The sequence below is a fragment of the Nocardiopsis endophytica genome (assembly GCF_027706725.1).
Lineage (GTDB): Bacteria > Actinomycetota > Actinomycetes > Streptosporangiales > Streptosporangiaceae > Nocardiopsis_A > Nocardiopsis_A endophytica.
The window spans coordinates 35,517-47,738 of sequence record NZ_JAQFWQ010000010.1; the positions used below are offsets into that span (position 1 = coordinate 35,517).

Genomic DNA, 12,222 nt, shown 5'->3' on the forward strand with positions numbered 1-12,222 from the left:
CGGCTCGTGTCCGGGGCCGGAACGGGACGGTCCGGGAGCGGCCGCGCGGGAACTCCGCGCGGTGGGGGGTCAGCCCGCGGGCACGGGGGTGCTCTCCCCCGGCGGGGTGTGCTCCTCGGCCACGCCCCAGACCACGTCCAGCAGGTCCTCCAGGGCGTGCGCGAGGGAGGCGTCGACCAGCTCGTAGGTGACCTGGCGGCCCTGCTGGCGGCCCTGCACCAGGCCGCATTCGCGCAGGCAGGCGAGGTGGTTCGAGACGTTCTGCCGGGTAAGACCCAGCGTGTCGGCGAGCCCGGCGGGGTGGCTGGGCCCCTCCAGCAGGGCGAGCAGCATGCGGCAGCGCGTCGGGTCGGCCAGGGCGCGGCCGAGGCGGTGGATCGCGGTCAGGCGCTGCTCGGAGGTCAACATGAAAACCATTTTACAGTATTTGCTGTATAGACAGCCGAGGCTGTATAAACAGTGACGGCTGAACCGTTTGGCGGCGCACCGCCGCCCGTACCGACAGGAGGCGCCATGGGAGCCGGCCACGGCCATGGACACGGGCACGCCACCGCCGGGGGCGCCCACCGCGGCCGCCTGGCCCTGGTCCTGGGGCTGATGCTGTCCGTCGCCGTCGTCCAGGTCGCCGGCGCCGCGTTCTCGGGCAGCCTGGCGCTCCTCGCCGACGCCGGGCACACCGTCACCGACTCGGCCGGGGTGATGCTGGCGCTGTTCGCGGTGTGGATCGCCGCGCGGCCGCCGGACAGCAGCCGCACCTTCGGCCTCCAGCGGGCCGAGGTGCTGGCCGCCGCCATCAACGCGGTGCTCCTCTTCCTGCTGTGCGCGTTCATCGCCTACGAGGCCATCGAGCGGATCAGCGAGCCCCGGGAGGTCGCCGGGCCCTGGGTGGTCGCCGTCGCCGCGTTCGGGCTGGCGGTCAACATCGTCGCGCTGCTGGTGCTGCGCTCGGGCCAGCAGGAGAGCCTGAACGTGCGCGGCGCCTACCTGGAGGTCATGGGCGACGCCATGGCCTCGGTCGGCGTCATCGTCGGCGGCGCCGTCATCTGGGCCACCGGCTGGTCGGCGGTGGACACCGCCATCTCGCTCATCATCGCCGCGATCATCGTGCCGCGCGCCTGGTCGCTGCTGCGCGAGTCGGTGCACGTGCTGCTGGAGGCGGTGCCCCGCGGGGTGGACCTGGAGGAGGTCCGCACCCACATGCTGCGCCAGCCCGGCGTGATCGACGTGCACGACCTGCACGCCTGGACCATCACCTCGGGGGTGCCGGTGCTGTCGGCCCACGTCGTGGTCGCCGACGACCACCTGGCCGACGCCGGGCGCATGCTGGACGAGCTGCACGCCTGCCTGGACGGCCACTTCGACGTGGAGCACTCCACACTCCAGCTCGAACCCGCCGGGCACGCCGAGCACGAGGGCGCCCGGCACCGCTAGGGCGGGGCCGCCGGGTGGAGGCGCGACACTCCCGGGTCCGCCTCCCCCGGACCTGGTGGTCCGATCCGGGACGCCCCATGAGTATCCTCGACGGGGTCGGGTCGACGGCGCCCCGTCCACGGCAGGCCCATGCGGCCCGGCGCATCCGCGCGGCGCGCCGCGCGGCGTTCCGGGGGCGCGGCTCTTCTCGTCCGCGGCCGCGAAGCCCCCCGCACGGCCGGTTCCGGGACGACGTCGGCACACGCCGCAGCAGGACAGCCGAGCCGGTTCGGGGGGAGCGCAACGCATGGCCTCACAACGCCGCGGCCTCAAAGGGGTCGCCGACCTTCTGCGCGAGGACGTGGTCGCGGGGTTCCTGCTGATCTTCGGCGCGGCGGCGGCGCTGATATGGGCCAACTCCCCCGCCGGCGGCTCCTACGAGGCCATCCGCACCTTCGCCTTCGGCCCCTCCGGGCTGCACCTGGACCTGTCGGTGGAGGCCTGGGCCTCCGACGCCCTGCTGGCGGTCTTCTTCTTCATCGTCGGGAACGAGCTCAAGCAGGAGTTCGTCCACGGCGAGCTGCGCAACCCGCGCCGGGCGGTGCTGCCCATCGTGGCCGCGGTGTGCGGCATGGCCGTGCCCGCGCTCATCTACGCCGGGATCAACCTGGGCCGCCCCGAGGCGCTGGGCGGCTGGGGCATCCCGATGGCCACCGACATCGCCTTCGCGGTGGCGGTGCTCGCCGTGATCGGGCGCTACCTGCCCCCGGCGCTGCGCACCTTCCTGCTGACCCTGGCGATCGTCGACGACCTGGGCGCGATCATCGTCATCGCGGTCTTCTACACCGACCACGTCTCCTTCGGCCCGCTGCTGGGCGCCATCGCCCTGCTGGCCGTCTTCGGCTACCTGCAGCGCGGCAAGGGCCTGGCGGCCCGCCTCAACGCCTCGCGGCTGCCCAACTGGACCGTCTACGTGCCGCTGGCCGCGGCCATCTGGGTGCTGGTGCACGGCAGCGGCGTGCACGCCACCATCGCCGGCGTCGCCATGGGCATGCTCATGCGCACGGTGGCCCACTCCGGGGAGTTCGAGGCGCCCTCGCACCGCGCCGAGCACCTGCTGCGGCCCTGGGCCCACGGGCTGGTGCTGCCGGTCTTCGCGCTGATGTCGGCCGGGGTGGTCTTCACCGGCTTCGGCACCATCTTCACCGACACCGCGGCGCTGGGCGTCATCCTGGGCCTGGTCGCCGGCAAGCTGATCGGCATCCTCGGCGGCTCCTGGGTGACCACCAAGCTCACCTCCGCCGAGCTGAACCCGACCCTGAGCTGGATCGACATCGCCGGGATGGCGATGCTCGCCGGGATCGGGTTCACCGTCTCCCTGCTCATCACCGAGCTGTCCTTCCCCGGCGACCTGCACATGATGGAGGACGCCAAGTCCGGCGTGCTCATCGCCTCCCTCATCGCGACCGTGCTCGCCACCTGCGTGCTGGCCGTCCGCAGCGCCCACTACCGGCGCCTGGGGGCGCGGACCGCCGACTCCGGCGGCGGCGGGGACGAGGCGGCCCGCGCGGAGGGCTGAACGGCGCGCCCGGAGCCGCCGACACGCCGGGCGGGCGGGGAACCCCGCCGTGCCCCGGACAGTTTCCAGGGACACTGACCCTCGAAGCCTTCCCGGCCCCTTCGGCGGCCCGGGCGCGGTACCAGGACGGAGCGGCTGAGCACGGATGGGACGAAGAACCGTCGCCCCGGGACACACCGACGCGGCGCGCGGGACGGGTCGGCGCGACGACCCCCTGCGCGGCCTGTGGAAGCGGCCCGCCAGCATCTTCGTGCTCTGCTTCGTGGCGGTGGACCTGGCCGGCGCCGGCCTGCTCATGCTGCCGGCCGCGCACGCCGGCGGTGAGGGCCTGACCTTCGTCGAGGCGCTGTTCACCTCGACGACCGCGCTGGCGGTGTGCGGCCTGTCCGTCATCGACCTGGGCGCCCGGCTCACCCACTTCGGCGAGATCACCGTGATGGTGCTGATCCAGATCGGCGGGATCGGCATCATGACGCTGGCCTCGGTGCTGGGCGTGGTGGTGATCCACCGCTTCGGGCTGCGCATGCAGCTCAGCGTGCAGGCCGAGACGCGCGCCCTGCAGGTGGGAGACCTGCGCGGGGTGGTGGGCCGGGTGGTGGTGGCCAGCCTGGCCTGCGAGGCCGCGGTCGCCGCCGTGCTCGTCCCCCGCTTCTGGCTGGAGCACGGCATGGCGCCGCTCTCGGCGGTGTACCGGGGCGTGTTCCACTCGGTGTCGGCGTTCAACAACGCGGGGCTGTCGCTGTACCCCGACAGCCTCACCCGTTTCGCCGCCGACCCGCTGGTGGTGCTGCCCGCGGCGCTGGCCACGGTCCTGGGCGGGCTGGGCTTCCCGGTGCTGCTGGAGCTGCGGCGCCACCTGGCGCGCCCGCGCCGCTGGACGCTGCACACCAAGCTCACGGTGGTCACCACGGTGCTGCTGTTCGCGGGCGGCGCCGCCGCGGTCACCGCCCTGGAGTGGAACAACCCGGCGACGCTGGGGCACATGGCCTGGTGGCAGCGGGTGCTGGACGGCACCTTCCACGGGATCATGCCGCGCAGCGGCGGGTTCAACGTGGTCGACGTCGGCGCGATGAACGACTCCACGCTGATGGTGGTCATGATGCTGATGTTCGTCGGCGGGGGCAGCGCCGGGACCGCCGGGGGCATCAAGGTGGCCACCCTGGCGGTGATCCTCCTCGTGGTGTGGGCGGAGATCCGCGGCAACCCGCACGTCCACGTGTTCGGGCGCAAGCTGTCCCCGGGCGTGGTCCGCCAGTCGCTCAGCCTGCTGTTCCTGTCGATGACGGTGGTGGTGGTCTCCACCGTCGCCGTCGTCGCCGCCACCCCCTTCGAACTCGTGCCGGTGCTGTTCGAGGTGATCTCGGCCTCCGGCGTGGTCGGCCTGTCCATGGGCATCACCGCCGACCTGCCCCCGGGCGCGCATATCCTGCTGGTCGTGCTCATGGTCGCCGGGCGCATCGGCCCGGTGACCTTCGCGGCGGCCCTGGCCCTGCGGGAGCGGGCCAAGCGCTATGACCTGCCGGAGTCGCGCCCGATCATCGGATAGTCGAACAAGGAGATACGCCAGTGCCGCGCAGCAAGACCAACGACAAGCGCGTCCTCGTCATCGGGCTGGGCCGGTTCGGCAGCTCGCTGGCCCTGGAGCTGGTGGCGCACAACTGGGAGGTCCTGGGCATGGACTCCAGCCCGCGGCTGGTCCAGGCCTACGCCGAGTCGCTCACCCACACCGTGGTCGCCGACGCCACCGACGAGGAGGCCCTGCGCCAGATCGGCGCCCAGGAGTTCACCCGCGCGGTGGTGGCGATCGGCACCCACCTGGAGGAGAGCATCCTGGCCGCCTCGCTGCTGGTGGACATGGGGGTGCCGCACATCTGGGCCAAGGCGGTCAGCCGCCGCCACGGGCGCATCCTGCAGCAGGTGGGCGTGCACCACGTGGTGCTGCCCGAGCACGACATGGGTGAGCGGGTGGCGCACCTGGTCTCCGGCCGGATGCTCGACTACGTCGAGATCGAGGAGGGGTTCGCGCTGGGCAAGACGCGGGCCCCGCGCGAGGTCATCGGCCGCCGCCTGGGCGACACCGGGATCCGCGCCAAGTACGGGATCACCGTGGTCAGCATCAAGCACCACGGGGAGCAGTTCACCTACGCCACCGAGAACACCGTGCCGCAGAAGGGCGATGTGATCGTGGTCGCAGGAAAGACCGACGACGTGGAGCGGTTCGCCGAGATCAACTGAGCCGCCGGGGGTGCGCGCCCACCCGTCGGGGGACCGGACGAATCGGGCGAATTGACAACCATTTTCATTTTCCCGATCATCGTCCTATGAGAACCAGGACGACGGTCAAGGTGATGGCGGCCGGAGCGGCCGCCGCGGTCGCGCTCACCGGGTGCGGGAACGCCAGCGGGGGCGGCGGGGGCGAAGGCGGCGCCGAGGTCACCGTCGTCACCGGTGTCTATCCCCTGCAGTGGCTGGCCGAACAGGTCGGCGGGGACCGCGTCGCGGTCTCCAACCTCACCGAGCCCGGGACCGAGCCGCACGACCTGGAGCTGACCGGGCGGCAGACCGGCGAGGTCGCCGACGCCGACGTGGTCTTCTACGTGAACGGGCTGCAGCCGGCCGTGGACGACGCCGTCGCCGAGGTCGCCGCCGAGGGCACCGCGCTCGACGTGGCCGACCTGGTCGAGCTGCGCCCGAACGACCCCGGCGAGGACGGGCACGACGAGGGCGGTCACGACGAGGAGGCGCACGGGGACGAGGGCCACGCCGAGGAGGGCCACGGCGACGAGCACGCCGAGGAGGAGGGCGAACACTCCGAGGGCGACGGCCACGAGCACGGCGAGCTGGACCCGCACATGTGGCTGGACACCGGGCGGATGGCCGAGACCGCCGACGGCCTCGCCGACCGCCTGGCCGAGGCCGACCCCGACGGCGCGGACGCCTACCGGGCCAACGCCGAGAAGATCCGCGGCGAGCTGGAGGAGATCGGCGGGGAGTACGACGACGGGCTGGCCGAGTGCGACAGCCGCGAGCTGGTGGTCAACCACTCCGCCTTCGGCTACCTGGCCGACGCCCACGACCTGGAGCAGATCGGCATCTCGGGCCTGGACCCCGAGACCGAGCCCTCCCCCGCCCGCATCGCCGAGGTGGCCGACCTGGTCAAGGAGCACGACGTGACCACGGTGTTCACCGAGACCCTGGTGAGCCCGGCGGTCGCGGAGACCATCGCCGACGAGGCCGGGGCCCAGACCGCGGTGCTCGACCCGATCGAGGGCATCACCGACGACTCCCCCGGCGACGACTACCCCTCGGTCATGCGCGCCAACCTGGAGACCCTGCGCGAGGGGCTCGGCTGCTCCTGACCCCCGACGACCCCGCCGCGCGCCCCGGGCGCGCCGCCCCCCACGGGCCCCGCCGTACGGCGGGGCCCGTTCTCATGCAATCCCGAAGCGAGGGATTGCACGTGCTTACAAGCCGCCTACATCCGGAGAAAAGCACCCCACGCGCCCGATGCACGTGCGCTATCCTGATCAAAGTACGGTGCTAATGCACGTGCATCGACACTTGCACAGCGCCGCGACACACAAGGATGAAGGAGGAACGCAGCATCATGAGCGCGTACAACGGCATCCCGGCGACCGAGCTCACGGACGCCGCCTGGCAGAAGAGCCGGCGGAGCAACTCCCGCGGCTCGTGCGTGGAGATGGCCAAGCTCCCCGACGGCTCGATCGCGGTGCGCAACTCCCGGTTCCCGGGTGGGCCGGCGCTGGTCTACACCCAGGCCGAGATCGACGCCCTGATCCTGGGCGCCAAGGACGGGGACTTCGACAACTTCCTCAGCTGACCTCTGACCGACCCCTCGCGACGACCCGCGGTGAGCCCGCGGAGGGAGTTCCGGACGACCAGAGCGGGGGACGGAGCTCTCGCTCCCCTCGGCCCCGCCCCGACGCACACCGGGGCGGGGTGTGTACCGTGCTCGGCCCTCCGGCCCCCGGGGCCGAGCCGTCCCGGCGAAGACGACGGTGCCGCCGGCCCCACCGGGTCGGCGGCACCGCCCGTCTGCAGAGGGGCCGCACGGGCAACACATACCGGACACACCGGGCGGTCGACGTGGGGGCGGGCGTCGTGGAATCGACGCTTCTCAGCGGATCGGATGTCGATTCCACCACTCAGGATGCCCCGGCACCCGACGGCGGAGGCAGCGGGAGCGCGCTCCGCGTTGATCTCGGGAGAAACGACGCTACCGGGCCGCTTTTAGGGGCGCATTCCCCGAGATCAACGACGCAGGGGCAGCGCTCGGGGGGCGGAGTCGGCGGGAGCCGGACCCCTGCGGTCCGCCCGCCTACGCGCGCCGGCTCTTAGAACTCGTCGACCATGTCCTTGAGGATCTCCTGCGTCTCGTTGGGAGGGCAGGCGATCACGCTGAGCTTCTCCATGGCCATCGTGTAGGCGTCGACCTCGGCGCGCTTGTCCAGGCACAGCGAGCCGGTCAGGTGCTCGACGTAGACGATGTCGGACAGCTCGAAGTCCGGGTAGCGCAGGATGGAGAAGGACCCGGCCTCGGCCGCGTGCACACCGGCGCTGAAGGGCACGATCTGCAGCGTGATGTGCGGGTGGTCGCACAGCTCCACCAGCCGCTGCATCTGCCGGCGCATCAGCTCGGGCCCGCCGACGGGGCGCCGCACGGCGGCCTCGTCGAGGATGGCCCACAGCTTCACGTTGGGCTCGTCGAGCCGCCGCTGGCGCCGCATGCGCACCTTGACGCGGTCCTCGGTGGCCTGGTCGGGCAGGCCGACGCCGCCGTTGATGACCGCGCGGGCGTACTCCTCGGTCTGCAGCAGGCCGTGGATGAACTGGGCCTCGTAGACGCGGATGCGGCTGGCCGCCTCCTCCAGGCCGACGTAGACCTGGAACCAGTTGGGCAGCGCCTCACCGTACTGCTGCCACCAGCCGGGCTTGTTGGTGTCCCGGGCCATCTGGCCCATGGTGCGGATGAGGTCGCGGTCGGTGACGCCGTAGAGCAGGAGCAGGTCCTCCACGTCGCGGGCCTTGAACCCGACGCGGCCCAGCTCCATGCGGCTGATCTTGGACTCCGAGCCGCGGATGTGGTGGCCCGCCTCGCCGCGCGAGATCCCGGCCTTCTCCCGGTACTTGCGCAGCTCCGACCCGAGCAGCATCCGGCGCACGGTGGGGCCGGCGCCCTGCTTGATGCGCGCGATGCCGCTCATGACCGCTGCCTCCCCAGACGTGGCCGTCCGGCGCCGCCCTGTGCTCGGCCTCGGAGCGGCCGGGCGCCGTGGAACTCACTCCTGCATCCCCCCACGATAGCGCCGACGCGGACGCGTGTTCGGTCGGCGGCGGGTGGGACCGCTCTCACCTGAGGGACGGGGCAGGGGTCGGCGCACCTCGGCGCGGGGCCGTCAGGGAGGGTGCGCTCAGTCGAACAGCGCCCAGACGTACTTTCCGCGGGGCGGGACGGGCAGCACGCCCCACTCCCGCGAAAAGCACCCGACCAGGTGCAATCCCCTCCCCGTCTCCAGCAGCAGGTCGGGCTCGCGGGGTGCGGGGACCAGGACGGAGGCGTCCTGGACGGCGCAGACCGCCTGGCGGCCGCGGCGCAGGAAGCGGATGCGGATAACGTTCCCATATCCGTACGAGGCGGCCTCCCCCGGCGTGCCGTGCCGGACGGCGTTGGTGACCAGTTCGGACAGCACCAGCTCGGCGTCGCCGACGAACCCGCCCATCCCCCAGACCCCGAGGACCCGGGCGCCGATCTCGCGCGCCGCGCCGGGCGCCCCGGGCGCGGCGGGGAGGTCGAAGGCGACGTCCCCGCGCCCGCGGGCGGCCTCCACCGCGATGCTCGCGGGGGGCTCCCCCGACCGGAGCGCCTCCGGCCACCAGGGGGCCGCGCCCACCCCTCCCGCCGGGGCCGTCTCCGTCCCCCCGCCCGGCACTGCCCCTTCCCGTGACGGTCCGCTCACCGCGATCCCCTCGCAGTCGTGTCGAGTCCCGAGCTCCAGGGCCGGTTCCGGCCGCGTGCACCGGCTTCCGGCGGCCGAGGCGCTCCGCGCACGGCCCATATGCACGTGCATCTTCCTCATGCACGCATCCTAGGACACCGGACGCGCGCCGTTCAGGGGATTCCGATAGTTCATCCCCGTACTTTCTGCGGCCCCCGGGAAGCCCCAGGCAGGGGGCCTGCAACGGCGGCCCTGCCGGGCGCGGGGCGGGCGCGGGCGGGCCGCCGGGCCGCCGGTTCAGGCGGCGAGGAGCGCCTCCCCGGCCACCCGGTCGGGGTAGTCGGTGATGATGCCGTCCACGCCGTCGCGCACCAGCCGCCGGATGGCTCCGGGGTGGTTGACGGTCCAGCCGAACATGCCCATCCCCTGGTCGTGGACCTGGCGCACGTAGGGGGCGGTGACCCGGAGGTGGTGCGGGTGGACCTGGCGGGCGTAGCGGGCCAGGCGGCGCAGCCCGATCCGCCCGTAGGGGCGGCCGAGGGCGGCCGTGCACAGGCCGGGGAGCGACTCGGTCAGCGCGCGCAGCACGACCCAGTCGAAGCTCTGCAGCATGAGGGTGCCGTCGCGGCGCGCGCTGCGCCAGTAGGGGTCGCGGGCGAGGAACTCCAGCATGCGCGAGCACAGCAGCGGGTCGCGCCGCTGCACCTTCAGCTCGACGAGGGCGCCGCAGCCGTGCTGCCGCAGCACGTCCAGGGCCTCGCCCAGGGTGGGGACGCGCTGCCCGGCGTAGCGGTCGGAGAACCAGAACCCGGCGTCGAGGGTGCGGATCTCGGCGAGGGTGAAGTCCTGGACGCGCCAGGGGCGCCGCCCGGGGTAGCGCAGGGCGGCGTCGGTGGTGCGGGCCAGCGTGGGGTCGTGCACGACGACGAGCTCCCCGTCGGCGGTGCGGCGCACGTCGATCTCGGCCATGTGCGCGCCGAGCCGCGGCGCGGCCTCCAGGGCGGCGAGGGTGTTCTCCGGCGCGTAGGCGGAGGCGCCCCGGTGTGCGACGACGATCACCGTCCACCCACCCCCGACCTTCTGCGCGGAACCGACCGATCGAACTCGTAGCGTTACGATACCCGGATTTCCGGCCGAATTTCGTCACTGAACGTAGTCGCCAGTGGCCTCTACCGCCCCGGTGGTGCCACCCCTACGAGGGCGGTGGGGGACGCCCCTCCGTGCGGCCGGACCGGGTGGGCGGGCGCCATCATACTGCTACCGAACGTAATCGGAGGCGAACGCCCGGTTTCGGGCGCGGGACGCCCGGGCGATCCTCCGGAAGGCCGGGAGCGGGCCGGCGCGGGCGCCCGTCACGTTGTGTGACCCGCAGGGGGCCGGGCGGCCGGTACCGGCCGTGCCGCGGCGCCCGTCAGGCCACGTGGGCGCGGGAGGCGACGCCGTAGAACTCGCGGGCGTTGGTGGACAGGGCCCGCTCGGCCAGGTCGGGGCCGAGGGCCTCGGCGACCAGCTCGGCGTCGGAGTCGCGGAAGGGGCGGTCGGCCCGCGTCGAGGGCAGGTCGGTGCCGAACATCAGGGCCCCGGGGTTCACCCCGGCGATGGCGCGCAGCGCCTCGGGCACGTCCAGGTCGACGCGGCCGAATCCGGTCGCCTTGACCCGGGCGCCGGAGGCGACCAGGTCGAGCAGGGCGGGCAGCCCCTCGGCGGACAGGCCCAGATGGTCCACGGCGACCCGCGGCAGCGGGGAGATCAGCGAGGAGATCTCCGGCAGCCTGCGGGCGTCGACGTAGAACTCCGAGGGCCAGCCGAGCAGGTCGGCGGCGCGCCGCCCGAGCTGCACCTGGGCGTCCAGGTCCCGGGCCACGCCCCGGTGCAGGTTGAAGCGGAGCGCCCGCACGCCGGCCGCGTGCAGGTCGCGCAGCTGGGAGTCGGAGGTGTCCGGCGGGAGCTGGGCGACGCCGACGAAGGCGGGGCCCAGCTCCCGCAGCGCGGCCAGCAGGTGCTCCTGGTCGGTGCCCTGGAAGGACCCGGCGACCACGGCGCCGCCGGTGACGCCCAGCGGCGCGGTGCGCTCCCGGTAGTCCTGGACGGTGAACGGCTCAGGGGTGAATCCGTCGTTGGCCACCGTCGGGAAGCGGGGGTCGATGATGTGCAGGTGGGCGTCGAACAACGCCATCGCCTTTCAGCCGGGGATGCGGTGCGGGCGGCACGGGGGTGGCTGACCGCCCTGGCGCGGCCCGTCGGCGCGCGGGTCCGCCGCCTCCACCGTAGCGTCCGCCGTGTGCGCCACGCCGCACGAGCGGGGAGGGCCGGCCCCCGGCGCCGCCGGAACGGGGGCGGAAACCGGCCCTGCCTCCGCTGATCCGGACGAGGGGGAACACCTCCGCGCGATCTCGGTCACGCCCGGCCCCACCCCCACATACCGCTCGGTCGGTCGCGCTCGGTAGGATCGCCCCGGATGTGTCCTGGACCACTCGACACCCGTTCCCACAAGGAGGTTCCCATGGCCGAGACCCCCCGCCGCGTCGCCCTGGTCACCGGCGGCGCCCGCGGCATCGGCGCCGCCACCGCCCGGCGCCTGGCCGCCGAGGGGCGCGCCGTCGGCGTGCTCGACCTGAACGAGTCGGACGCGCAGCGCACCGTCGACGCCATCACCGCCGACGGCGGCGAGGCCGTGGCGGTCGGCGCCGACGTGTCCGACGCCGAGCAGGTGGACCAGGCGGTGGCGGCCGTCGCCGAGCGGCTGGGGCCGCCCGTCATCCTGGTGAACAACGCCGGCGTCATCCGCGACAACCTCATCTTCAAGATGAGCGAGGACGACTGGGACACGGTCATGAACGTGCACCTGCGCGGCGCGTTCCTGATGACCCGCGCCGCCCAGGCGCACATGACCGAGGCCGGGTTCGGGCGCATCGTCAACCTGTCCAGCAGCTCCGCCCAGGGCAACAGGGGGCAGGTCAACTACTCGGCCGCCAAGGCCGGGATGCAGGGCTTCACCAAGACCCTCGCGATCGAGCTGGGCAAGTTCGGTGTCACCGCCAACGCCGTGGCCCCCGGGTTCATCGAGACCGACATGACGGCGGCCACCGCCGCGCGCGTCGGGATGGACTTCGAGGACTTCAAGAAGGCGGCGGCGGGCAACATCCCGGTCCGCCGCACCGGGCGCCCCGAGGACATCGCCAACACCATCGCCTTCCTGACGGGTGAGGAGGCCGGGTTCGTCTCGGGCCAGGTCATCTACGTGGCCGGTGGGCCCCTGGACTGACGCGCCGTCCC

General features: G+C 73.2%; 12 protein-coding genes. 7 read left to right on the forward strand and 5 right to left on the reverse strand.

The features are described 5' to 3' along the window. Nucleotides 1-69 precede the first annotated feature (69 nt). Nucleotides 70-417 carry a Cd(II)/Pb(II)-sensing metalloregulatory transcriptional regulator CmtR gene (gene cmtR / locus O4J56_RS05550; protein ID WP_270684052.1) on the reverse strand — a complete coding sequence of 116 codons (348 nt, stop codon included), beginning with the start codon at nt 415-417 and terminating at the stop codon, nt 70-72. A gap of 96 nt (nt 418-513) precedes the next feature. On the opposite strand from cmtR, the gene O4J56_RS05555 reads away from it, so the two are divergent. The 6 genes from O4J56_RS05555 (at nt 514) to O4J56_RS05580 (ending at nt 6,830) form a co-directional block, all read left to right on the forward strand. After that, nucleotides 514-1,431 carry a cation diffusion facilitator family transporter gene (locus O4J56_RS05555; protein WP_270684053.1) on the forward strand — a complete coding sequence of 306 codons (918 nt, stop codon included), beginning with the start codon at nt 514-516 and terminating at the stop codon, nt 1,429-1,431. A 286-nt stretch (nt 1,432-1,717) separates the two neighbouring features. Then, entirely contained in the window at nt 1,718-2,989 is a 1,272-nt protein-coding gene (gene nhaA / locus O4J56_RS05560; RefSeq protein ID WP_270684054.1) for a Na+/H+ antiporter NhaA, read from the forward strand. Nucleotides 2,990-3,134: 145 nt separating this feature from the next. Continuing rightward, a complete protein-coding gene (locus O4J56_RS05565; RefSeq protein WP_270684055.1) occupies nt 3,135-4,535 on the forward strand; it encodes a TrkH family potassium uptake protein in 1,401 nt (466 codons plus the stop codon). Nucleotides 4,536-4,555: 20 nt separating this feature from the next. After that, complete coding sequence (locus tag O4J56_RS05570) at nt 4,556-5,224, forward strand: potassium channel family protein (protein ID WP_017622458.1); 669 nt, start codon at nt 4,556-4,558, stop codon at nt 5,222-5,224. A gap of 86 nt (nt 5,225-5,310) precedes the next feature. After that, nucleotides 5,311-6,348: a metal ABC transporter solute-binding protein, Zn/Mn family gene (locus tag O4J56_RS05575; RefSeq protein ID WP_270684056.1), complete on the forward strand. Its 1,038-nt coding sequence runs from the start codon at nt 5,311-5,313 to the stop codon at nt 6,346-6,348. A gap of 248 nt (nt 6,349-6,596) precedes the next feature. Then, a complete protein-coding gene (locus O4J56_RS05580; protein ID WP_270684057.1) occupies nt 6,597-6,830 on the forward strand; it encodes a DUF397 domain-containing protein in 234 nt (77 codons plus the stop codon). Between the two features lie 514 nt (nt 6,831-7,344). Here the strand turns inward: O4J56_RS05580 and O4J56_RS05585 are convergent. From O4J56_RS05585 to O4J56_RS05600, 4 genes are all read right to left on the reverse strand, one after another. After that, nucleotides 7,345-8,214 carry a helix-turn-helix domain-containing protein gene (locus O4J56_RS05585; RefSeq protein ID WP_270684058.1) on the reverse strand — a complete coding sequence of 290 codons (870 nt, stop codon included), beginning with the start codon at nt 8,212-8,214 and terminating at the stop codon, nt 7,345-7,347. Nucleotides 8,215-8,421: 207 nt separating this feature from the next. After that, nucleotides 8,422-8,901, reverse strand: a complete 480-nt coding sequence (locus O4J56_RS05590; protein WP_270684059.1) for an ATP-binding protein — start codon at nt 8,899-8,901, stop codon at nt 8,422-8,424. A 342-nt stretch (nt 8,902-9,243) separates the two neighbouring features. Next, nucleotides 9,244-10,005, reverse strand: a complete 762-nt coding sequence (locus O4J56_RS05595; protein WP_270684060.1) for a glycerophosphodiester phosphodiesterase — start codon at nt 10,003-10,005, stop codon at nt 9,244-9,246. 352 nt (nt 10,006-10,357) lie between these two features. Next, entirely contained in the window at nt 10,358-11,122 is a 765-nt protein-coding gene (locus O4J56_RS05600; RefSeq protein WP_270684061.1) for an amidohydrolase family protein, read from the reverse strand. A gap of 327 nt (nt 11,123-11,449) precedes the next feature. Between O4J56_RS05600 and fabG the strand changes: the two genes are divergently transcribed. Next, nucleotides 11,450-12,211 (forward strand): 3-oxoacyl-ACP reductase FabG, encoded by a 762-nt coding sequence (gene fabG, locus O4J56_RS05605; RefSeq protein ID WP_270684063.1) that lies wholly within the window; start codon nt 11,450-11,452, stop codon nt 12,209-12,211. Nucleotides 12,212-12,222: the final 11 nt, after the last annotated feature.